Origin of the sequence: Providencia sp. PROV197, assembly GCF_028479625.1 — a bacterium.
GTDB lineage: Bacteria > Pseudomonadota > Gammaproteobacteria > Enterobacterales > Enterobacteriaceae > Providencia > Providencia vermicola.
The window spans coordinates 45,328-68,920 of sequence record NZ_JAMPNZ010000022.1 but is presented as its reverse complement, the minus strand read 5'-3'; the positions used below and the strand labels follow the sequence as shown (position 1 = coordinate 68,920).

At 39.9% G+C, this 23,593-nt stretch carries 15 protein-coding genes; 10 read left to right on the top strand and 5 right to left on the bottom strand.

The window, feature by feature from the left end; all coding sequences use genetic code 11:
- The first annotated feature begins 75 nt into the window (after positions 1-75).
- The 3 genes from PR808_RS13420 (at position 76) to PR808_RS13410 (ending at position 8,609) form a co-directional block, all read left to right on the top strand.
- Complete coding sequence (locus PR808_RS13420; protein WP_272539468.1) at positions 76-2,808, top strand: T3SS effector HopA1 family protein; 2,733 nt, start codon at positions 76-78, stop codon at positions 2,806-2,808.
- On the top strand, positions 2,718-6,872 hold the full coding sequence (locus tag PR808_RS13415) for a TcdA/TcdB pore-forming domain-containing protein (protein WP_272539467.1): 4,155 nt from the start codon (positions 2,718-2,720) through the stop codon (positions 6,870-6,872). Before PR808_RS13420 ends, PR808_RS13415 begins: the two co-directional genes overlap by 91 nt.
- A 351-nt stretch (positions 6,873-7,223) precedes the next feature.
- Positions 7,224-8,609 (top strand): SLC13 family permease, encoded by a 1,386-nt coding sequence (locus PR808_RS13410; RefSeq protein WP_206082941.1) that lies wholly within the window; start codon positions 7,224-7,226, stop codon positions 8,607-8,609.
- A gap of 66 nt (positions 8,610-8,675) precedes the next feature.
- Here the strand turns inward: PR808_RS13410 and PR808_RS13405 are convergent, their stop codons facing one another.
- From PR808_RS13405 to PR808_RS13395, 3 genes are all read right to left on the bottom strand, one after another.
- Positions 8,676-9,614, bottom strand: a complete 939-nt coding sequence (locus PR808_RS13405; RefSeq protein WP_272539466.1) for a two-partner secretion domain-containing protein — start codon at positions 9,612-9,614, stop codon at positions 8,676-8,678.
- A gap of 188 nt (positions 9,615-9,802) precedes the next feature.
- On the bottom strand, positions 9,803-12,961 hold the full coding sequence (locus PR808_RS13400; RefSeq protein WP_206082939.1) for an efflux RND transporter permease subunit: 3,159 nt from the start codon (positions 12,959-12,961) through the stop codon (positions 9,803-9,805).
- A 15-nt stretch (positions 12,962-12,976) separates the two neighbouring features.
- Positions 12,977-14,164, bottom strand: a complete 1,188-nt coding sequence (locus PR808_RS13395; protein ID WP_206082938.1) for an efflux RND transporter periplasmic adaptor subunit — start codon at positions 14,162-14,164, stop codon at positions 12,977-12,979.
- 134 nt (positions 14,165-14,298) lie between these two features.
- Here PR808_RS13395 and acrR point away from each other — a divergent pair, with 134 nt between their 5' ends.
- From acrR to mscK, 3 genes are all read left to right on the top strand, one after another.
- Complete coding sequence (gene acrR, locus PR808_RS13390) at positions 14,299-14,946, top strand: multidrug efflux transporter transcriptional repressor AcrR (RefSeq protein WP_272539465.1); 648 nt, start codon at positions 14,299-14,301, stop codon at positions 14,944-14,946.
- Positions 14,947-14,962: 16 nt separating this feature from the next.
- Positions 14,963-15,316, top strand: a complete 354-nt coding sequence (locus tag PR808_RS13385) for a DsrE/DsrF/TusD sulfur relay family protein (protein ID WP_206082936.1) — start codon at positions 14,963-14,965, stop codon at positions 15,314-15,316.
- A gap of 118 nt (positions 15,317-15,434) precedes the next feature.
- Positions 15,435-18,833, top strand: a complete 3,399-nt coding sequence (gene mscK / locus PR808_RS13380; RefSeq protein ID WP_272539512.1) for a mechanosensitive channel MscK — start codon at positions 15,435-15,437, stop codon at positions 18,831-18,833.
- Here the strand turns inward: mscK and PR808_RS13375 are convergent, their stop codons facing one another.
- Entirely contained in the window at positions 18,834-19,013 is a 180-nt protein-coding gene (locus PR808_RS13375; protein WP_206082934.1) for a DUF2496 domain-containing protein, read from the bottom strand.
- Positions 19,014-19,042: 29 nt separating this feature from the next.
- A complete protein-coding gene (gene priC / locus PR808_RS13370; RefSeq protein ID WP_206082933.1) occupies positions 19,043-19,591 on the bottom strand; it encodes a primosomal replication protein PriC in 549 nt (182 codons plus the stop codon).
- 142 nt (positions 19,592-19,733) lie between these two features.
- On the opposite strand from priC, the gene apt reads away from it, so the two are divergent.
- The 4 genes from apt to recR all read left to right on the top strand — a co-directional run bounded on the left by apt (position 19,734) and on the right by recR (position 23,305).
- Positions 19,734-20,285 carry an adenine phosphoribosyltransferase gene (apt, locus tag PR808_RS13365; RefSeq protein ID WP_206082932.1) on the top strand — a complete coding sequence of 184 codons (552 nt, stop codon included), beginning with the start codon at positions 19,734-19,736 and terminating at the stop codon, positions 20,283-20,285.
- Positions 20,286-20,397: 112 nt separating this feature from the next.
- Positions 20,398-22,329 carry a DNA polymerase III subunit gamma/tau gene (dnaX, locus tag PR808_RS13360; RefSeq protein ID WP_206082931.1) on the top strand — a complete coding sequence of 644 codons (1,932 nt, stop codon included), beginning with the start codon at positions 20,398-20,400 and terminating at the stop codon, positions 22,327-22,329.
- Positions 22,330-22,376: 47 nt separating this feature from the next.
- The gene (locus PR808_RS13355) at positions 22,377-22,706 is read left to right on the top strand and encodes a YbaB/EbfC family nucleoid-associated protein (protein ID WP_004260403.1); all 330 of its coding nucleotides are present in this window, start codon (positions 22,377-22,379) and stop codon (positions 22,704-22,706) included.
- Positions 22,706-23,305: a recombination mediator RecR gene (gene recR / locus PR808_RS13350; protein WP_206082930.1), complete on the top strand. Its 600-nt coding sequence runs from the start codon at positions 22,706-22,708 to the stop codon at positions 23,303-23,305. The genes PR808_RS13355 and recR overlap by 1 nt, the downstream gene beginning before the upstream one ends.
- Positions 23,306-23,593 lie beyond the last annotated feature (288 nt).

Here is a 23,593-nt window from a genome sequence, read left to right as displayed (position 1 = left end):
AATTCAATAATATTTATTTTCTGTGATAGAAATAAGTCTTTAAAATAAATTAATTTTGATATTAAATGGTGGAATATGGAAAAGGAAGGTTATGAGTCGTTACTTGCCATTTCAAGGGAAGGCAGAGATAAAGCAAGAACTGCTCAGGAAATTATCGATTTAATTAAAGAGATTAAAGTTGGTTATAAAAATAATAGTTTTAATTGGGATTCGACACTAATAGAAAAAAAGAAGTATATTGAAGATAAAATAACTGACATTATTTATCAATTATATAGTAATGATATCCCGGCAGAATCAAGTAGGTTAAATCTTGAAGAAAGAAATTTATTTTTAGATGAGTTTAAAACTCTTCTAAATTCAGAGGTTAGGGATAAAGTCAGTATTAGAGCCCAAGGGCAAAATGAAGAATCTTTTTTTAAATTAAGTTCAGAACAACAATTGAATGCAAGTGCTTATCGTATTTTACCAAAAGATTACCGTCAACGTTATTTGAGTAGATCCAAATTAATGGCTCGATTAACGGTTAATGTTAATAAGAAAAATTACATTGATTTAGCAAATGCTTTAATTAAGTTATATGACAATGATCCGCAAAAAAATGTCTTTCAATCAAAAATTATGGGGCCAAGAAAATTAGGTAACAGAACCAATCAAGCCGTTATTTACCTTGCAGAGGCGAGTTCTGTGTCTGCTAAAGAAGTTAGCCAGCAATTAAAATCACTGTTACCACCAAATGCACTTATTGAACATACGCCCGTTGGTATGAAAAGGCTAATGACTGGGATCTCTTATTCTGAAACGGTAGAGGGGCAATCTAGTAGCTATGGTGAATTAAGGGCAGTGATTATGGCCAAGGCAGTCACTGAATCGTTATTAACAGGTGAAAGGTTAATAAACACATTACCAAGAACATTACAACGTTTTGGCTATGATCCTAAAGACCCTGCGCTTATTTCTCAAACGATTAAAGATAGGTTTTTGAAAACAGGGCTGAATGGTTCAAATTTAGAGTTAGGTACTGCTGCTCCAAGTCGAGATATACAACAATTTGTATTAAACCCCGAGCAATTTTGCTACTCATATAAAGTTAATGCAGGTTATCTCAATGATATAGACGAAATACCAGTAAGTGGGAAAGTTGTATTTTACCGTAATGAAAAATCCGAATATGAAATAAAGTATGTTGATGATACTTATCATTCAAATCCTGCTTATGCGCTAGAGAGTTATTTTTTAGATACTAACTCAAAAGGGGCAGATAAAGACTTTTCTAATTATATTGATATAGAAAAAACATCTCCAGAAAATAAATTTTTATTTTTAAGTAAGGTTAATAAAGGCTCTGTTGTTGTAACAGAGTTAGATTCAGAAAAATATAGAGTTTTCTATGATAGCCGTTATAACAGTTCTTTACTTTATGATAATGTTACCATGGCTATAGATGAGCGGGATTATAAAAATAGGGAGCATGATAGCCCCTTTGTTTTTTTATATTTTGATGATGAACATTGGAAGTTGGTTTTTCAAGATAGAACGAATCAGGATGGATTACACTTTTTTCCTGATAGTGTAAAAATTAAATCAGCGGAGAGTTATTTTTTAGATGAAAAAATAACGGAATTTAATCTTTACAGAAAAAATGTACACGAAAAGTTGAATCTTTTTGCAAAAAAACTAGACGTCTATTTTTCTACAGCTGAAGAGTATTCAGTCACAGATGAAAAAAAAGTTAACTCTATTCATTGGGTAAATTTAGCTAATGAACTAAAAAGAAAAGTCCAAGCGAGTTCAGATGAGTTAAAAAATAGAATTAGAAATATAGAACTAAATTTAAAGAGAATTAATGATGAAAATATTATTTCTGATATGCAAGCAACGATAGATGTTAATCAGGTTTTAGATAGAATAAAAAACGAACAATTTAATGAGATATACTCGAGCTTGCTTGAGGTTGAATATGCTTTTTATTTGCAAACACTTAAACAGAATAAAGGTATGGACTTTGTGGTTCGAGGAATAAACTCAGGGTCTTCATCATCTAAAGCAGATGAACGTAGTCGGCTAACAATAATCGAGCGCTATGAAAATTTATTGTATTTACATAGAACATCAAAGAATATTGATTTTAGAAATGAATTTAATGAAGGAATGAAAAATTATAATAATATTGTAATTAAAGAAATTAATAGTAATGCAACGTCTTGGCAATTAAAAAAACAGTATGTATTAGCGGAGATTTCCGCAAAAGAAAGAGGTGCATTATATCGATTGATTCAAGATGCTGATTATGCGGAGTATATCGATAAAATTCTTATTGAAACGGGTAAGATCAGTGAGTTTTTTTATGAAAATGGTAGTAAAAGAAATAGGTTGATCCCCCAGGACTTTTACTTATCAATTATTAAAAGTGAATCTGGTGGACGCTGTTATCCACTGGTTAGGGCGATGTCTGTTGCATTGGCAAAAGGGGGACAAAATAGTGCTGATAAGCTCATAGATAAACTCTATGTCGCTGCTGCAAATCCAGATGATGAAAATTCCATTTTATTAAAGGAGGGGTTGAATAACCTACACTCAAATACCGGTGCTGTTGAATCTTCTTTTTCCTATGGGAAAATGAGCTTAAACAAGATCCAAGAGTTATTAACTGTTCGTGATGACACAATGATGTTTGCATTAAATACTAATAGTCATTCAATGATGTTAGGGAAAAAGTGGAAAATGGTAAGAGTAACTACTATTTTTATGATCCTAACTTTGGTATTTTTGTATTTGATAATAGCCAAAGTTTATTTAATGCAATAACAAAGTTCTTTATTGAGAAAAAATTTGCACCTTATTACTCTGCATTTGACGTAGATGGAAAGCCGGCTTTTAATCTGGTTTATATCGATACTCATAAAATGAGTGGGGTTTCGATAGGTAACCAGCTTACCGTTGAAAATTTAAGCGATGAAAATGAGATTAGCACAATAGAAGCGAGGCAGAATAAAGCAAGATTAATATTAAGAGGCCAAAATGAAATATACCAAGAAGATTTACAATTAAAATGTTCACTATCCATCTTGGATGCAAACCAGTGGGCAGAAAAAATTCATGAAGCAAGCGTTAAACTATCTGTAGAAAATAACCTTGATGATCGATGGCTTCCCTTGTTTTCTAATATAGAAGAAGAGAAAGAGGGGCATTATCGTATTCAATTTATTCACTTAGATGACACAGATTTAACTCAATGGGTTGAAACAACCGATAAAACATTTAAAGATTTTCACCAATATAGCCTTGAAAAAATGACGGAGTTTGGGCGCGACTATCATTTTATTGAAGAAGAGTTCAGACAAAAAAGCCTAACTGTAGAAGGTAATTCTATTGATGGTTTAAATGCGGGGGTTGTGATTCAATCAATCATCCAATGGGTAGAAGACAGAAACCGGATTGAAAATACAAAGACTTCGAATACATCAAATTTAGCTATGGCTTTAAAAATTCATACCTATGTAAATTATGCATTAATCACCCAGAGCACAGTAAAAGATATTGCTCATATAACGCAATTAGCTAAAACCGCATTAAGTTACCAAACAAAAGCAGTATCTCCCTCAATGAATCTCTTTTCATCATCACTCGCTAAAGTTGCTAATGAGGGGCTATCGACATTATTTAATGGTGCATTGATTGGGTTTGATATTTATGAAATAACACAAGCTGAAAATGAGCCACAGACAATCACTTTTAGTACTCAACTCGTTTTTGATTCTGCAAGTTTTTTAGCTAATACTATGGCTATAGGTGCTGATGCTTTTGGTTACACGACTGCATCAGCCTCTTTCGGTGGAATGGGGGTCATTGTTTCTGGGCTTGGGATTGGTTTCACAGCACTTGCGCGTAATTTTGCCATCATAGGTGAGGATGCCAAAGCGGTTGGTTTGTATTTTAGCGCACTGGATAAAGCATACCAAGGTAACGGTTATGAATATTCGAAAGATAATAAAACTTTAATACCTAAATATGGTGCTGTATTTAAAACTATCGACTTACAAGCGGATCAAATCGAATTTGATAGTCAATATATTTATCGCACGAGTGAGAAATCTTCTGGCGGGGGGCGAAAAAATTATATTTTTTGGGCGGGTAATTTTCCAACTATGGTACATGATAGACAACAAGCAATTAATATTCGTACAGGAATAGGCTATGTAAGTAGGTACCATACTGTGGATTTCGCTTCACAAGAGAATGTTTTTTTACCAGTGACACCAAAATCATATATAAAGTATGACTATAATTTATGGCCTGGGGCAACAACAAGGCACGACAATGGTTTTGATGTTATTCGTAGGCTAGAGCGGACTGATAAATTTGATTATGATTTTTATATTTTCCCAAGCGAAAATACAATTACTCATATTTACCATGAGTATGTTAATACCCCAATAAGTGTTAGGTTAGACAATAAAAAACGTAATCTAATTATACCTAATTTACCAAAAGAGTGGCACGGATTTGTTAGTTATGATCTAGAAGGGTGTGGGGGAAAATATACCATTAATATTAATGAAGGAGTCAATGTATTATTATCAGATTGCTCAAGCTGCCAGAACTCTTCTCAATGGATAATTAACTCAAAAGATAATAATAATATAAAAATATTTGATGATCGAGTAAGCGTTGGGGAGGTTGATTTTTTTATCAAGAATAAAAATCCAGGAAGTAAATATTATATTATTGGAAATGAGAATGAAGTAAACGAAATAAATTTCAAAACAAAATCGATGACAGTTGTGAGTATTGATGAAACAGTATGGAAAAATAACATAAAAGGTTTTGATGCATATTTACACACTTTAGCCTTGGAACATAGAACACATCAACAGTATGTTATTATTGAAAATTATCAGCATAATGGAAACAATGTAGGCCGTGCTTATTTTGATGTGAAAACGGAAAAAATACTATTTACAGACTCAATTGATGCAGAGAAAAAAAATGCACTGTTAGCGTGGGTTAGAAAAGATAAGGCTATTTTTTATTCAGTAGGCTCGCCTCTGATTTGGGTGACAGACCTTAATAGTGGAAAGGTTCTTTCTGAATACCGATTAGAAAACAAAATGGCACGTAATTTAGACGTTTTAAAAGTATGGTCAGAAGAAGATATTATTTATTTTTCTTGTCGCTATCAAGATTCACTCGAGGTAGCAAATTACCAAATTGTAGAAAACAACATTGAATTGGTGAGTCTTGTTTCAGCACCTGAACTGTTAGTCGATTTAGCTAGCACTCATACTCAGTTAGGAAGTACTGAACCTGAAGAAATTTTACAGCGTTACTTAATTGATAATAAAAATAATTTTAGAATGTCACAATTGAAATACTCCAGCTTAGCCAGTTTGGTGATGATATCTGGAAGTGACTACAATCAAGCTCAGCACCGCTACTGGATTAGACTCAAAGATAATAAACTGATTAAGCCTAACCTATCTGCTTCGTTAGGGTTTGGTCATTTTCCCGTCGATCGTACTTTGAGGCAAAGTCATTGGGCAATCCCTGAGGATTTACATTTAGTCTCATCATTATTTGATAACGATGGGACTGAAGTCTTTTACTTTTATAGTGATAAGGAAAAATCACTATATCAACAAAGAGGTGCGGGGCAAGATGTATTAAATGTAATAAAACCTTCAGCCTGGTTTATGTTCATGCCTAATTTAGAGCGTGTATTTACATGGAAAGGAAATTTACTACTTGTTGATAGCATTGGTGTTGTTAGCCAGTTAAATGTTAATAGGTCTTCATCTACAGTTGCATTGACTGATAAATGGCTTCGAGAGCATGCATATTGGTGGCGGGACTTAGAATCTGATTATCGGGATAAAACGGTTCTTCCATTACTTGGTATTAGAAGTGTTGATAATAGCAAAATACTTCCAGCATGGAGTGTTCAAGGGAAAGTCATCATTGCACATCAACTTTCTTCAGAAAATGAACTGCAATTTTTAGGTCTGAACGCAACGTGTTCTGGAGGGTTAATTTTTGATAGAAAGCAAAAAAAATTGTATGAACAACACTTCGCTACAGAAAAAGAATTAATGGCTGCATTTTCTGAAGGCTCAGTACTCAATAACCCAACTGATTTACCTGCTATAATTGACCTTTACTCTGGCTTTCAAATTAATAAAGTAGAACGAGTAGATGAAGGTTTATTAATTTCCGCTGAAAATGGAGAAATACTTTATGTTGGTTTATTAAACAGCCAGTCAAATAATGAATTTAGTGCTAATCATTTAAGTTCTTCTTTGATTATTCAAGGTGGAAAAGAGCATGATATTCTTAGCCCATCAATAATCAAAAACGTGAAAAATATTATTTTAAGTGGCGGAGAAGGACAAGATAGTTATTTAATCAGCCAAGAATCATGGCTGAATTACCAAACGATTATTATTGATAATGATAGCTATGATGAAAAAGAGGATCTTCTCATTTTGCCTGCATTAAATCGCCGTTCACTTATGACGTTTCGTCGGGATGATGACTTAGTTATTTTTGATATAAATTCATCAACATCATTAGTTATTAGGCAGGTGTTTGGTCAAAACGCTAAAACACATAATCATTTAAAGATCCGAATACACAATCAATCATACTCTATGAGTCTGAGTGAATTTACTCGTGATACAATACATACAGAAAGTTTATTTAATGCACAACAAGGTGATTTTAGCGCAATGAGTGAACATCAAACTCAATTAATTATTGAAAAAGCAGTGATGTTTAATTTTGACCTTGATTTATCACAGCAAGACACTGGTGCTTATTTTCCATCAGAACGTGCATTAAGTTTGATGCCACCACTTTTATCACCTTACTTATAGATTTAACTGATTGATTTCATAGCTGGTTTTTATAGCAATAAATTAACCAATGGAATAAGTTATTTTATTATATAAAAATCAGCAAGTTATGTTTATTCTTACCCAAGGGAATAAAAAGAGATTTATATTGCAGACTTTTCATATGATGGTTTTTAATTCTTCGATTTTTGCGATGCAATAGCTCGGTTTTTTAGAGTTTATGGTAAAGATTAGCAAATTACACGGCATAGATCGCACTTTTGGTTACTCCACATTTTCATTCCATTCAATTAACTCTATATTTCAGACCTTGTAAATAAATATTAACAATAATACTCGAAAACAATTTGCTTCCGAGCTATGGAGTCTTACATGGATGCTTCTGAATCTTTGACGCCGGCAGTAAGTCCAACTCCCGCCAATAAGCGTGGTTGGATTATTTTAGCAATTGATATTGTGCTGTTGGTTTTACTTTTGAAATACCTACCTTTTGATGAGAAAGCGAATGCAGGGTTAGCGATGATGGTTTTCATTGGCGTGCTTTGGCTTACTGAAGCTATACACGTTACGGTGACAGCGCTATGCATTCCTATTTTAGCCGTGGGACTTGGGCTAATGAATACTGGGGATGCGCTTAAATCCTTTGCGAACCCCATTATTTTCTTATTCTTTGGTGGGTTTGCATTAGCCACAGCCTTGCATATTCAAGGTTTAGACAGGCTTATCGCGAATCGCTTATTAATGGCTGCGCGTGGGCGTCTCTCAGTTGCTGTATTGCTGTTATTTGGTGTAACGGCGGGCTTGTCAATGTGGATCAGTAACACGGCAACAGCAGCAATGATGTTACCGCTTGTGCTCGGTATTTTGTCCAATCTTGATGTCCGTCATGAACGTAATACATTTGTGTTTGTCTTGCTTGGTGTGGCTTACAGTGCAAGTATTGGCGGATTAGGGACGATCGTTGGTAGCCCTCCAAATGCCATTGCGGCTTCTGCTTTAGGCTTAGACTTCCTTTCTTGGATGAAATACGGCATTCCAATTATGGTTGTGTTATTGCCGATGATGTTTGTTTTAATGTACATGATGTTGCGTCCAAACCTTAAACATCGCTTTGAAATTGAATTAGAACATGTTGAATGGAACAGTAAACGTATTACTGCAATGATAATATTTTTGTTAGCGGTAGTCTGTTGGATCACTAGTACTTTTATCAGCGATGCATTCGGTGGTGTGAAAGATTTAGACACCATCATTGCGATGAGCGCCGCAATTCTAATTTGTGTCACGGGCGTCGCAAATTGGTCTCAGATTCAAAAAAATACAGAGTGGGGCGTATTGATGTTATTCGGTGGTGGTTTAACACTGAGTGCAATTTTGAGCTCTTCTGGCGCAAGTAAAATTATGGCGGATTGGATGCAGCTAACATTTGGCCAAAGTCATTGGTTTGTCATTATTTTAGCGGTCACGACCTTTATTATCATTCTGACAGAATTTACCAGTAATACGGCAAGTGCTGCGTTATTAGTTCCTATTTTTGCAACAGTGGCTGAAGCGTTGGGTATGCCTGTCATTGTGCTAACCATGATTATTGGTATCGGTGCATCGTGTGCCTTTATGTTACCTGTAGCAACACCACCTAATGCGATTGTGTTTGGTTCGGGTTATATACGCCAAATAGAAATGGTGAGAGTTGGAGCTGTACTGAATGTCGCTTGTATCATTGTGATTTCATTATTTGCTTGGTTCTTCTGGATGTAATTCAAAAATCTACCTTACGGCCTCTTCTTTTGAGGCCGCTTTACATTGTTGTTTTGCATTTCGATATTATTGAGGGGGGCGTGCGACGAGTGCTTGTTGACTCTTCCCTATCTGAAGAACTCCTGTATTTGAAAATGTTATTTCACTGTTACCACGTAATGAGAAATTCATTGCTTTAATTGTCCCATGAATATCGATTTTGTTTTGAGGGCAAAGAAAATCATTACTGCATTGATATTGATGACTCTCTAACATCACAGTATGCCCTGTTAATTTCGCTTGTTCACTTAATTCAAAGTGATTTCCTTGAAAATATGGGATATCTGTTTTGAATTTAGTGTTATGTTTTATCACACCTTCACTTGGTGAAAGTGTTCCACTACCTGACGTACTTATGTAGTTTTGCAAGGCAGCATTGATATTGAGGTTATTTTGCAGTTTTATTTGATCGGCAAATATATTCATTTTAGATAACTGAATAGGATTGCCTTGTTGTTGGCTTATGCTGATTAGCCCAGCCGGGTGGGTTGAAAATTTAAGATTACTGTAATCCTCCTTTTTTTTAGGTTCAAGTTGCTTCTTATTTTCTTTATTTCTAGCGTATTGCTGTTCTAATTTCCCTGCAATTAAAGACAGGCTATTGATATTATTTATCGTGCCTTTTTTCCAAGAAATACCATTTGGGTTTGCAATAACAAGGTTTGCTCGTTGTCCCTTGATACCTAATACCCCTTGAATCTGAGTTTCTTCGGTACCTGTCACTTCTGCGAGTATTAACTTTGCTGCCTTATCACCCAAGTTATTATTGCTCGCTACATCATTATTAAAAATCAAACCATGTTCATTTGAAGATAAGGTCTCGAACGTATTGAATGAAATATGGTTTTTTAGAGGTGCATTGATATTGATGATTTTGGCTTTATTAATACTGAGCTCATTTGCATTAGTAATGAATGGCGAAAATAAGAAAAAGACAGTGATAGTTTGTGTCGTTATTGATTTCATTTATCAGCTCCCTGCTATTAAAAAATCCCGTAATCGCTAAGGAGTATAAGGGGGAATGCATTTTTCAAAGCAATCAAAAAATAGTATGGGATTGATAGAAACAGGTAAAAGGGGGGAATTATATTGAGTTAAGAAGAAAATAAGAGCCACATTTCAGTGGCTCTTATTAATATGTTACTTATCAGCAATTAGTGTGCTGCAGGTGGATGACTGTGTTCAATATCTTCAGACTTCTTAGAGAAGCGGCGACGGATCACCACGAAGAATACAGGAACAAAGAAGATAGCCAGAGAGGTAGCAGCAAACATACCACCCAGAACACCTGTACCTACTGAGTTCTGAGAAGCTGAACCTGCACCATTACTAAACACTAGCGGGATAACCCCCAGCATAAATGCCAGTGATGTCATCAGGATTGGTCGTAAACGCATCTTAACGGCATTTAGCGTTGCTTCAACTAACCCTTTACCTTCTTTTTCCATTAGGTCTTTGGCGAATTCAACAATCAAGATTGCGTTTTTCGCTGAGAGCCCAATGGTTGTTAATAAGCCAACCTTAAAGTAAACGTCATTATCTAAACCGCGAATACTGGTGAAGAGTAATGCACCGATAATACCCAATGGAACCACTAACATAACGGAGAATGGCACTGACCAGCTTTCATAAAGAGCAGCCAGACAGAGGAATACCACTATCAAGGAAATCGCATATAAAGCAGGAGCTTGGTTACCCGCTAAGCGTTCTTGATAGGACATACCTGTCCACTCATAACCAATACCTTCTGGCAGGTTTTCAGTCGTGAGTTTTTCCATCAATAGCATCGCATCACCCGTACTTTTTCCTGGTGCTGCTTGGCCTTGAATATTCATTGCTGGCACACCGTTATAACGTTCTAAGCGTGGTGAACCAAATTTCCAAGGGTCTTTGGATTCATCTAAGAATGCCGAGAATGGAACCATTTTGCCTTGGTTATTACGAACATACAGGTTGCTAATATCCGATGGCAACATACGACTTTCTGCATCACCTTGTACGTAAACTTTCTTAACACGACCGCGGTCGATAAAGTCGTTTACATAGCTTCCACCAAAGACGGAGCTGAGTGTTGCGTTAATATCGCTGATTGCGACACCTTGTGCCTGCGCTTTTTGTTGGTCAATGTAGATACGATATTGTGACGTATCATCCTGACCATTTGGACGAACACCTTGGAGCATTTCTGGATGTTGAGCCGCTAAACCAAGTAATTGGTTACGTGCTTGCATCAGTTTGTCATGCCCTAAGTTACCCTTATCCACTAACTCGAAGTCAAAACCGTCTGCGGTACCTAACTCAACAATTGCGGGTAGGTTAAAGGCGTAAATCAGTGCCTCTTGTTTCTTGGACATCGCAATATTCGCGCGTTGTACAATCGCATCAACGTGGTTTTCATCACCTTTACGTTCGCTCCAATTTTTCAGAACGACGAAGGCGAGACCCATATTTTGACCTTGACCCGCAAAGCTAAAGCCTCCAACGGTAAAGACAGATTCAACATTGTCTTTTTCGTCAGTATGGTAGTAATTGTTGACTTCATCTAATACAGCTTGAGTTTGTTCTTGTGTTGATCCAGGTGGTAATTGAACCATTGACAGGAATACACCTTGGTCTTCTGCTGGTAAGAAGGACGACGGTAAACGAACAAACATGAATGCCATGCCTGCCACTAAAATCAGATAAATCACCAGGTAACGACCTGTGCCGTTAAGCATGCGGCTTACGCTGTCTGTGTAGTGGTGAGCTTGTTTTTCAAACGTTCTGTTAAACCATCCAAAGAACCCTTTTTGGCTACCATGGCTGCCTTTTTCAATTGGCTTTAACATCGTGGCACACAGTGCTGGTGTTAAAATCATCGCCACCAGAACTGAGAGGATCATGGATGAAACAATGGTAATTGAGAACTGACGGTAAATTGCCCCTGTTGACCCACCAAAGAAGGCCATTGGGATAAATACCGCAGACAGCACCATTGCAATACCGACTAACGCACCTTGGATTTGACCCATTGATTTTTTGGTCGCTTCCTTCGGTGATAAGCCTTCTTCTTGCATAACACGTTCAACGTTCTCTACAACAACGATGGCATCATCGACGAGTAGACCGATGGCGAGTACCATCGCGAACATGGTCAAGGTGTTTATTGAGTAACCAAATGCCGATAGGATGGCAAATGTCCCCAACAATACAACAGGAACGGCAATTGTTGGGATCAATGTGGCACGAATGTTCTGGAGGAACAAATACATAACCACGACAACCAACATGATTGCTTCAACTAATGTTTTAACAACTTCGTTAATCGAGATTTTAACGAATGGTGTTGTATCGTATGGATAAACGATTTCTAACCCTTGCGGGAAGAACGGTTTCATCTCTTCCAGCGCAGCACGTACGTTGTTAGAGGTATCTAACGCATTCGCACCTGTCGCTAGTTTAATACCGATACCTGCAGCAGGTTTTCCGTTAAAGCGCGCTACGGTACTGTAGTTTTCCGCACCTAATTGAACATCCGCAACATCTTTAATACGAACTTGCGAACCATCCTGGTTAACACGCAGTAAGATATTAGAAAACTCTTCTGCATTGTTTAAACGTGTCTGTGCAATGATTGAAACGTTTAAACGTTGGTTTGCAATTGACGGCGAGCCACCGAGCTGTCCTGCTGCAACTTGGTTATTTTGAACCTTGATTGCATTAATGACATCGGTCGTCGTCATATTGTATTTAACGAGTTGCTCTGGTTTTAACCAAATACGCATGGCATATTGGGTACCAAACAACTGTGTTTCACCCACACCATTTACACGGCTTAATGGGTCTTTAATATTCGAACCTACATAGTCAGCAATGTCATATTGGCCCATCGACCCATCGTTGGACACGAAACCTGCAACCATTAAGAACGAACTTGTTGATTTATCGACACTAATACCTTGCTGTTGAACTTCTTGTGGCAGCAATGGCATCGCCAGTTGCAATTTGTTTTGCACCTGTACTTGCGCGATATCACCATCAGTTCCTGCTTCAAAGGTAAGCGTAATGCTAGCAGAACCTGATGAGTCACTGCTCGATGACATATATACCAAGTTATCGATACCGTTCATATTCTGTTCGATAACCTGCGTTACTGTGTTTTGTACCGTCTCAGCATCCGCTCCTGGATAGTTAGCTGAAATAGAAACAGCTGGAGGTGCGATGGTCGGGTACTGAGAAACAGGTAACTGGATAATTGCCAACAGACCAGCGAGCATGGTGATAATCGCAATTACCCACGCAAAAATTGGTCTTTCTATAAAAAACTTAGGCATTAATCAGCCGCTCCCTTATTTAGACTTTTCTTCAGGTTTAGCCTGATTGTCTATGGATTGCGTTTCTAAGTTTGCTTCCTTAGGATTCACAACAATTCCTGGTTTGATTTTTTGTAAGCCAATGACGACAACACGATCACCTGCTTTTAAACCGTCTTTAATCAGCCATTTGTTGCCAACCGCTTGTCCTGCTTTAACCGTCCTGACTTCAATTTTATTCTCTGCGCCAACAACCATGACTTGAGAGGTACCTTGAGCAGTACGCGATAAACCTTGTTGAGGAATCAAAATTGCATTTTCAACAACGCCATCTTCTAAAATTGCACGGACAAACATTCCCGGAAGTAACTCTTTGTTCGGGTTAGGGAAAACGGCTCTCATAGTAATGGAACCTGTGGTTTCATCCACGGTGACATCAGAGAACTCGAGAACACCTTTTTGTGCGTATTCTTGGCCATTGTTATTAATTAAACTAACAGGTGCCTGACCAGACTCTTTTTGCACAGCGCCTTGTGCTATCTCATTTTTTAGACGCAGAAAATCATCGCTCGATTGCGTCACATCAACGTAGATAGGGTCAAGTTGCTGAACTCGCATTAATTCAGTTGCTTGTCCTGTGGAGACCAACGCCCCTTCAGTCACATTCGATTTGCCAGTACGGCCACTGATTGGTGCGGTCACTTTGGTATAGTTCAGGTTGATACGCGCAGTCTCAACAGCTGCTTCGGCTGCTTTGACGGCAGCAAGCGCTTGGGCATAAGTTGAAGTCGCTTGGTCGTATTCTTGCTGACTAATGTAATTCGTCCCTAATAATGGTTTATAACGCTTAACCGTCAGAGCCGCGATATTTGCATTCGCTTGCGCTTTTGCAAGTTCTGCTTTTGCACTGTCGTAGGTTGCTTGGAAAGGAGCAGGATCAATTTGATACAAAGATGTTCCAGCTTCTACGTCGCTACCTTCTTTATAGTTACGTTTTAAAATGATGCCGCTCACTTGTGGGCGAACCTCGGCAACACGGAATGCAGATGTACGGCCTGGTAACTCGGTTTTGAGAGTCAGAGGTTCGGCTTTCAGCGTAACAATTCCTACTTCAGGCGCCGGGCGTTCTCCGCCACCTTGTTGTTCATCGTTACAACCTGATAAAGCTAAGCCACCTGAAAGAACCAACAGAGCCAGAGGTAACACCCCTCTGTTTTTTCGCATAAGTTAACCTCAATTAATCAATATGAGTTCAAAACAAAAATAAGAAAAATGGTAAACAATATGATTTATCACTGTGCTATAGTACAAACATACACGAATGTATGTAAATCAGCTTTCGATAGAAACGGGTCACAATGGCACGAAAAACTAAACAACAGGCTGAAGAAACCCGCCAGGAAATACTAGATGCTGCCATCAAAACATTCTCTGAGCGAGGGGTTTCAGCCACATCATTAGCCGATATTGCAAAAGCAGCGGGGGTAACCCGAGGTGCAATATATTGGCATTTTAAAAATAAAGTTGATCTCTTTTTTCAGGCCTGTGAGTTTGGTGATAACCAAATAATCCAAGCTGAAGAATATTATCGTTCTAAATATACCAATGATCCACTTTCAATACTAAGAGAATTATTAGTTTTTATTTTGACCGATTTTATCGACAATCCCAAAAACCGTGCGTTGATGGAAATTTTCTTTTTAAAATGCGAATTAGTTGGTGAGATGGCTGAATTAGTCGATTTTAAACGGGCTAATTATGTGGCTAGCCAGTGTCGTATTGTCGGTAATTTGCAAGATTGTATCGATGCTGGGCAATTACCTGCTGACCTTGATATTGAATGCGCTGCCATCATGATCCGTTCATTAATGTCGGGTTTGTTAGAAAACTGGCTATTACAACCTGAGGACTTTAATATAAATCAACACACGATAACGTTGGTTGAGACACTATTAGAGACATTAAAGTGTAACCCAGCAATACGACTTAAACCCACTCAAATATAATAAACTGGAGTAACAGATGGCCTCTATTCTGATTATCGCCAATGGCGCGCCATATGGTAGTGAAACTTTATTCAACTCCCTGCGTCTTGCTATCACGCTAAAAGAGCAAAATTCAGATTTAGATTTAAAAATTTTTTTAATGTCAGATGCGGTTTGTGCAGGTTTAGCTGCTCAAAAGCCGAAAGAAGGTTATAACCTTCAGCAAATGTTAGAGATTTTAACGGCTCAAGGGGTGCCTGTTAAATTATGTAAGACATGTACCGATGCCCGTGGTATCAGTGAGTTAACTTTAGCGGATGGCGTTGAAGTTGGCACACTAGTGGAATTGGCTAGCTGGACATTAACATCAGATAAAGTCTTAACATTCTAATTTGTTGGTTTAAAATGTTAGCCTAATCGTATGTGCTGGTAATGTATTACTGGCACTTTACTTTTCTGGATAAAGCTGGAACAAAAGAAAGAATATGAGCGGGTATAAGAATATTATGATGATAAAACAACAAAGAATAGAGCGGTATTTTATTAGCGCTGTGTTGTTACTCGCAATGATATTTTTTTCTTACTCCGCATCTGCTTTAGCTCCCAATAACCTGCCTAGTAAAAACGACATTAAAAATTCGCTCACTGCGTTAAGTAAAAAAAGTAGCTTAAGTGAAGAAGAAAAATTGGTGCGTGGGGACTTAGAAAAAACATCTGATTTTTATAATGAATTGGATAAACTTGAGCAACGAACGGAAGAACTGCAAAAAAAACTTAATCGAACAAGTGAAGAATCAAGAATTGCTATTCAAGGTTTGCAACAAGTTAGAAATGAAAGCGAACGACAAGCCTCCCAATTCGCTGAAAAGATAAAAAGTAGCTCACTTTCTCAATTAGAAACCCTACAATCGACCTACTTAGAAAACTTACAGTCTGAACAAAACGACCTAGCAACCTATAATAGCCAACTCATCGGTTTACAAACTCAACCAGAACGTGCGCAGGCGTTGATGTTAGATAATGCGCGGCGATTACAAGAAATTCGTAATGAATTAAACAGTACACTTAATGACTCAGTGAGCTTGCGGCCTTCTCAGGTTGATATGCTACAAGTCGAGCAGTATCTCTTGCAGCAACAAAATGAATACCAAAAACGGATTTTGCAAACTAACACGCAATTGCAAGATGTTCTGCAAAAGCAACGTGATTATACCGCAGCGTATATTGTGCAGCTTGAGGATCAGGTTCAACAGCTACAAGCGGCTATCAGTAATCGCCGTCTAGATGATTCCCAATCAACTGTGCGTGAAGCTTTAAATACTTCTGAAGCGGATATTCAAGCACAGCAAAACCCCGTTATTCAAAAAGAAGTCGCTATTAATAATGCGCTCAGTGACCGATTGATCCAAGTGACCGAGGAAAGCAATAAACTGGTACAAAACGGTATCCGTGTTAAAGCGTGGTTAGAAAGGGCAACGCAGTCAGAACGTAATTTGAAAGAGCAAATTAACGTTTTACGCGGGAGCTTATTGCTATCTCGTATCTTATTCCAACAGCAAATCTATTTACCGCCAGATATTTTAACTAAAAACTTGCCTGTGACGATTGCGGATTTACGTCTTGAACAGTTTGATATTAATCAGCAGCGTGATGCGTTGTATCAACCTAATGACTACATCTCTGGTTTAGAGAGCCAACTGGCCGTCAAAACAGGTGAAGAACAGAGCAGCGGATCATTGCTATCAACAGATGATAAGGCCGCATTGACCAAGCTTTTAGATGTCAGGCGTGGCTTGTTAGATGAGCTTAACCAGCAACTGGGCGGGCAAATTTCCCAAGCAATTAACTTGCAGCTCGACCAAAACCAATTATTGAGTGTGGTAAGCTCCCTTGAAAATACATTAGCTCAGCAAATATTTTGGGTGAACAGCAATAAACCGATGGATTTGGAGTGGATTAAAACCTTCCCAGAAGCTGCGGCAGCCCAAATCAGCAGTTTTGATTTCAGTTTATCGTCTCGCAGTATTCAGCGCGGGATAACAAACTCGTTGTTAGTGGTGATCCCGCTGGTATTGATTGCGGTGATTTTTATTTGGTTTCATCGCAAAATTAACCGACGTTTACAAGAGATTGACCAACGCTTATCGAGCCTACGGAATGACAGTGTTTTGAGCACGCCAATAGCGCTCTTACTGACATTGATGCAAACCCTGCCTATCTCTTTATTATTATTGGCGATAGGTTATTGGTTCTTAAAAACAGGTAATGTCCAAGGGCCGTTCTTTTGGCAGTTTTGCCAACAACTTGCCATTTTTTGGGCGTTGTTTGAGCTGACATTCCGCATATTGAAGCCACAAGGCATTGCACAGAAGCATTTTGGGATAGACCAAGGCACTATCTCACGTACTCGTCGCCGTATGTCACGGTTATCTATCCCGCTGATTCCATTAATCTTCTTTTCAACTTATGGCGTGATCAACCCACTAAAAGTATCAGAAGATGTGATTGGGCAATTGATAGTTTTAGTTTCGCTACTGCTGTTGTGTATTTTTACCGTGCCATTTTGCAAACAAGTCTGGCAAGAGAAAGGTAGCCATTTAACGCGGACGATTGTCATCACATTATTGACGTTTTCCCCGCTTATTTTAGTGGGGCTGATGATGGCGGGCTACTATTACACCACGCTACGTTTGGCAAACCGTTGGCTTGATAGTTTGTATTTGTTGTTGCTTTGGTATATCACCTATAACGCCTGTTTAAGGGGCTTGACGCTGGTGGCGCGCAAGCTGGCTTATCAACGTGCAGTCGAACGTCGTGAAGCATTAAGGCTAGAAAGGCAGGAACCGCAGGAAGATGCGGAAAATGAGCCAATTAAAGAGCCGCCAATGACCATTGAACTGATTAGCCAGCAATCTTTGCGTTTAACAACCATGGTGTTGTTTATCATCTTTGCGTTGGCGTTTTATGGTATTTGGTCTGATTTTATTACCATTTTCTCGTTTTTTGATAGTGTGGAACTGTGGCGCTATACCGATGTTTCTCCTGAAGGTACGAATATTCTTCAGTCCGTGACACTCGCCAATCTCATTTTAGCGGTGGTGATTATTATTGTTGCGTGGGTGATGACCCGCAACTTGCCTGGGCTATTAGAGGTCCTTGTTTTATCACGCTTAAAATTGAGACAAGGGTCAACTTATGCCATAACGACGATATTAACGTATATCATTGTGGGGATCGGTGCGATTGCGTCTCTGGGCATGATTGGCGTGACATGGAACAAATTACAATGGTTAGCTGCCGCTTTAACCGTCGGGTTGGGGTTTGGTTTACAAGAAATTTTTGCGAACTTTGTTTCGGGGATCATCCTCTTATTCGAAAGACCGATCCGTATTGGCGACACCGTCACCATCGGGACCTATTCAGGCACGGTGAGCAAAATTCGTATTCGTGCGACCACCATTGTTGATTTCGATCGCAAAGAAGTGATCATTCCTAATAAAGCGTTTGTCACTGAACGGCTGATCAACTGGTCGTTGTCAGATACAGTTACGCGGATCACGATTTCACTGGGCGTAGCGTACGGATCGGATCTGGACAAAGTGAAGCGTGTATTACTCTCTGCGGCCACCAGTAATGCCAAAGTGATGACAGAGCCCGCACCGAGCGTTTATTTCACCACGTTTGGTGCGAGCACGTTAGACCATGAACTGCGCTTCTACGTCCGCCAAATTGGCGATCGCAGCGTGACCAGTGATGAAGTGAATCGAGCGATTGATAAACTGTGCAGAGAAAACGACATTGATATCGCCTTTAATCAGCTGGAAGTTCATCTGCACAATAATAAAGGGGAGGAAGTACAGGAAGTGCAACGTTCCTCGAAAGAAAATGGCGAAGATAGCGGGAAATAATTAAAGCTCTTCAAAGCAGGCTGTTTCTGCCGTTTGCTTTTGTTGTTTTAAAATATAATCATTTTTAACAATATCTAGGGCTTTAAGAACAATATCGGTTTCAATATCTGACGTTTCTAACAAGTAAATCAAATCAACGGCAAGCTGTATTTCGAGGGAGGCATCTTTGAGTGAGTCCATTCGTATTCCTTATATTGCGGTGTGTCGTATTATTCAAAATACTGATTTTCTTGGTGCTCTATGGCCTTTTCAATACGTAAAAGAGCTTGGCGGCAACGGTACAAACGGCCTGCTAATGTTGCGAGCTCTTTTTGGCATTGGTGCTGTAAGCGGTGGTCTGTTAGCCCTGATAATTGAAGTTCTTTTTCACTGACCATCGCTTGTAAGCGGCGCTCATAATCTTGATGTTGTGATAAACGTTCATATAAATCAACCTGTTCCTTTTTCTTGGTAAAGGATGATTCTTTTTCACGCAACGATTGCGTTGAAATTTCGCGGGAAATAGCCTGCATTTGATGCACAATTTTTTCGGTGAGAAAATTCACTTGTTCGGTATGGTTCAGTGTGACACTGTTGCACAACTGCTGATAAAGATTATTTAACTCTTTTTGGCAATCCCCTAAGCGCGTCGATTTATGGCTAAACAGTTGCATATCAAAACGTGAGTGGGAAAACTCGTTATCTTTAATGGGAGCGACACGGGTTTCTAACTCGTCAATTTGCTTTTTTAACGCATCCAACAGAGCTTGTATTTTCATTTTTTGTTCCCATTAAATGTGAAAAATCGCGTAAAATTGATATTCAGCAACAAAACTCACCGCAAATAGACGGCTGCTTATTGCATTTTTATGGTACTTTACATAGATTCTACACTTTCGTGTTTACTACATGGCTTTTATTATGACCGCTAAAGAGCAACAACTGCAATTGATTAAAGAAAGTATCGCATCCATTCAAGATTATCCAATCGAAGGTGTGATCTTCCGTGACATTACGACTTTGTTAAATAACCCTGCTGCATACCAAGCAACGATTGATATGTTAGTTGAGCATTATCAAAATAAAGGCGTCACTAAGATTGTAGGAACTGAAGCGCGAGGTTTTCTATTCGGCGCACCAGTCGCATTACGTTTAGGCGTGGGTTTCGTTCCTGTTCGTAAAAAAGGAAAATTACCGCGCGAAGTATTAAGTATGACTTATGATCTTGAATACGGCACTGATACCCTTGAGATCCACAAAGACAGCATTCGTCCAGAAGATAATGTGCTGGTGGTTGACGATCTGCTGGCAACAGGCGGAACAGTTGAAGCGACCGTGAAAATGATCAAGCAACTTGGCGCAAATGTAGTTGAGGCTGCATTTATCATTAGCCTACCTGACTTAGGTGGCGTTGAACGCTTACAAAAAGAAGGCGTTTCTTCATACAGCTTGGTTGAATTCCCTGGCCATTAATCTTTATTTTTCCTCTATTTTTATCACAGTCTCGCCGCAGAGGTTGAGGCTGTGGTAGCATGTACTATGATTACCTTTATTCACACACCATTATTAAATTACTGTGGGATCCATGAGCTATCAGGTACTTGCCCGTAAGTGGCGACCTCAAAAATTTTCAGACGTTGTTGGCCAACAACATGTCTTGACTGCACTTGCTAATGGGCTGGAGCACCAGCGGCTTCATCACGCCTATCTTTTCTCGGGGACTCGCGGTGTTGGGAAAACCACAATCGCACGCCTTTTTGCTAAAGGGCTCAATTGCGAAACAGGGATCACAGCAACGCCTTGTGGCCAATGTGCAAACTGTCTTGAAATTGAGCAAGGCCGTTTTGTTGACCTCATTGAAATTGATGCCGCTTCGCGAACGAAGGTCGAAGATACGCGTGAATTGCTAGACAACGTGCAATATGCACCTGCGAGAGGGCGCTTTAAAGTGTACCTCATCGATGAAGTTCACATGCTTTCACGACACAGCTTCAATGCGCTGTTAAAAACCCTCGAAGAACCGCCTGAGCACGTCAAGTTTTTATTGGCAACGACGGATCCACAAAAATTGCCAGTGACGATTTTATCGCGTTGCTTACAGTTCCATCTTAAAGCGTTGGATGTCACGCAAATCAGTGAACAGCTCGAGGTTATTCTCAATGCAGAAAATATTGAGCACGACCAACGTGCACGTCAATTAATTGCTCGTGCTGCGGATGGCAGCTTGCGTGATGCATTAAGTTTAACTGACCAAGCCATTGCTATGGGACAAGGTAAAGTCACCGCAGACATAGTCAGCCAAATGTTAGGAACGTTGGATGATGAGCAACCTTTAGCCATTATCGAAGCCCTCGTTAGAGCAGATAGCATTGCGGTTATGACCCAAGTGGAGCACGCGGCAAGTCGCGGTGCTGATTGGGAAAACTTATTAGTGGAAATTCTATCGCAACTGCACCGCATCGCGATGATCCAATTACTGCCTGCGGAACAAGAAACCGACCCATCTTCAACAGAGGGGCGTTTACGGCAAGTGGCTAGGGTGGTTTCCCCTGCGGATTTGCAACTTTTTTACCAAACTCTTTTGGTGGGCAGAAAAGAGCTGCCTTATGCACCAGAGCGGCGTATGGGGGTTGAAATGACGCTATTGCGGGCGTTAGCTTTTCACCCAAAGAGCGTGATTGAAGAGATTGAACCGCCCCCAAGAATAGTGCAGCAAGCGGCAGTTGTGAACCAGCCCGTTACTCAGCAACGTGTTGCACCTTCGATGCCTCGTTCAGAAAATTTGCCTGAAAATAGCCCGACAGCGCAATTGCTCAAAGCAAGGCAGGCGCTGCAAGTGCCACAAAGTGAGGATCCTAGCCCAAAAAAGGCTAAACCGGTGATGTCTGAAAGGGCAAAGCCGGCGGTATCAGCACTGGAAAGGCTGGCCGCCGTGACCAGCAAACATCAACAAAATGTGGAAAACAAAGCATCGGGGTCTGCAAAACCAGAGAAACCGAAGCAGTATCAGTGGAAGCCACAAAACGAAGCCGTTATGAACTCGAAAGAGGCGGTCACCACGCCAACGGAGATTAAAGAGGCGCTCGAATATGAGAAAACCCCTGAATTAGCAGTAAAAATTATCGAAGAAGGGCGTGAACGAGATAGCTGGTCAGGTCAAATTGCAAAATTAAATATTCCCAAGCTAGTTGAACAATTAGCTTTGAATTCATATATAGAAGAATTAAGTGAGTCGCAAATTGCTTTGCATTTGCGTCCCGCTCAGAAACACCTTGATAAACCCTCTGCCCATAGAGCATTGGAAGAGGCTCTGAGTGAACTGTATGGTCGTACTGTTGAACTGAAAATCGTTCACGATGATAATAGTGAGGTGAAAACCCCGCTGGAATGGCGACAGGCGATTTATGAAGAGAAACTGGCACAAGCTCGCCAGTCTATTATTGCGGATAAGACGATTCAAAAACTGCGCTCAATGTTTGATGCGCAGTTGGACGAAGAGAGTATTCGCCCCGTTTAACGCTACAGTCTTATATTTAGCTGTAGCCTCAGTTGTGAGAGAAAACTATGTTCGGTAAAGGTGGATTGGGTAACCTGATGAAACAGGCCCAGCAAATGCAAGACAAAATGCAAAAGGTTCAGGAAGAAATCGCTCAACTAGAAGCTACAGGCGAATCTGGCGCGGGTCTGGTTAAAGTCACTATCAATGGCTCACACAACTGTCGTCGCGTAGAAATTGACCCTAGTCTGCTCGAAGACGACAAAGAAATGCTGGAAGATTTAATTGCTGCGGCATTTAATGATGCAGCACGTCGTATCGAAGAGACGCAAAAAGAAAAAATGGCGAGTGTTTCTAGTGGTATGCAATTACCACCAGGCTTTAAGATGCCATTCTAATGCAAACTAGTCCGCTTCTTGAATCATTAATGGAAGCTCTGCGCTGTCTCCCTGGTGTTGGGCCAAAGTCAGCGCAGCGAATGGCTTTCCAACTACTACAACGTGACCGTAGTGGTGGGATGCGTTTAGCGCAGTCGTTAACACGTGCGATGTCTGAAATTGGCCATTGCCGTGATTGCAGAACATTTACTGAACAAGATGTATGCAATATTTGTGATAATCCCCGCCGCCAACAAAATGGCTTGATCTGTGTGGTGGAAAGCCCTGCGGATATATACGCTATTGAGCAAACGGGGCAATTTTCAGGGCGTTATTTCGTTCTGATGGGGCATCTATCACCGCTAGATGGTATTGGCCCGATGGATATCGGCTTGGATCGGCTTGAAGAGCGCTTAGCCGCCGAATCAATCGTCGAGGTGATTTTAGCCACCAATCCGACGGTGGAAGGCGAAGCAACGGCAAACTATATTGGGCAAATGTGCGCGCAATATGGGGTGACGGCGAGCCGTATCGCCCACGGGGTTCCAGTGGGGGGGGAGTTGGAGCTTGTAGATAGTACGACGTTATCCCATTCGCTCTCCGGCCGCCTTAAACTTTGATATCCTCGTCATATTTCAATCTGTAGGGGTGTTGGCTGCACTCGGCGACTCGGGTCACATACTCATGTATGCTCCCCGAGATCTCCTCATTTGCCGCCTACCTACAGTTTGAACTATTTAGAGGATATAACTGGAGAGGGTAAGCTGTAGGAGCCTGCTTTCGGCGACAGGGGTCACATACTCATATATGCTCCCCGAGATCTTCTCATTTGCCGCCTACCTACAGTTTGAACTATTTAGAGGATATAACTGGAGAGGGTAAGCTGTAGGAGTCTGCTTTCGGCGACT

What these genes read in the sequence shown, in the direction of transcription:
- PR808_RS13420 (WP_272539468.1), top strand. Translation starts at nt 76, where the DNA reads ATGGAAAAGGAAGGTTATGAGTCGTTACTTGCCATTTCAAGGGAAGGC.
- PR808_RS13410 (WP_206082941.1), top strand. Translation starts at nt 7,224, where the DNA reads ATGGATGCTTCTGAATCTTTGACGCCGGCAGTAAGTCCAACTCCCGCC.
- PR808_RS13405 (WP_272539466.1), bottom strand. Translation starts at nt 9,614, where the DNA reads ATGAAATCAATAACGACACAAACTATCACTGTCTTTTTCTTATTTTCG.
- PR808_RS13400 (WP_206082939.1), bottom strand. Translation starts at nt 12,961, where the DNA reads ATGCCTAAGTTTTTTATAGAAAGACCAATTTTTGCGTGGGTAATTGCG.
- PR808_RS13395 (WP_206082938.1), bottom strand. Translation starts at nt 14,164, where the DNA reads ATGCGAAAAAACAGAGGGGTGTTACCTCTGGCTCTGTTGGTTCTTTCA.
- acrR (WP_272539465.1), top strand. Translation starts at nt 14,299, where the DNA reads ATGGCACGAAAAACTAAACAACAGGCTGAAGAAACCCGCCAGGAAATA.
- PR808_RS13385 (WP_206082936.1), top strand. Translation starts at nt 14,963, where the DNA reads ATGGCCTCTATTCTGATTATCGCCAATGGCGCGCCATATGGTAGTGAA.
- mscK (WP_272539512.1), top strand. Translation starts at nt 15,435, where the DNA reads ATGATAAAACAACAAAGAATAGAGCGGTATTTTATTAGCGCTGTGTTG.
- PR808_RS13375 (WP_206082934.1), bottom strand. Translation starts at nt 19,013, where the DNA reads ATGGACTCACTCAAAGATGCCTCCCTCGAAATACAGCTTGCCGTTGAT.
- priC (WP_206082933.1), bottom strand. Translation starts at nt 19,591, where the DNA reads ATGAAAATACAAGCTCTGTTGGATGCGTTAAAAAAGCAAATTGACGAG.
- apt (WP_206082932.1), top strand. Translation starts at nt 19,734, where the DNA reads ATGACCGCTAAAGAGCAACAACTGCAATTGATTAAAGAAAGTATCGCA.
- dnaX (WP_206082931.1), top strand. Translation starts at nt 20,398, where the DNA reads ATGAGCTATCAGGTACTTGCCCGTAAGTGGCGACCTCAAAAATTTTCA.
- PR808_RS13355 (WP_004260403.1), top strand. Translation starts at nt 22,377, where the DNA reads ATGTTCGGTAAAGGTGGATTGGGTAACCTGATGAAACAGGCCCAGCAA.
- recR (WP_206082930.1), top strand. Translation starts at nt 22,706, where the DNA reads ATGCAAACTAGTCCGCTTCTTGAATCATTAATGGAAGCTCTGCGCTGT.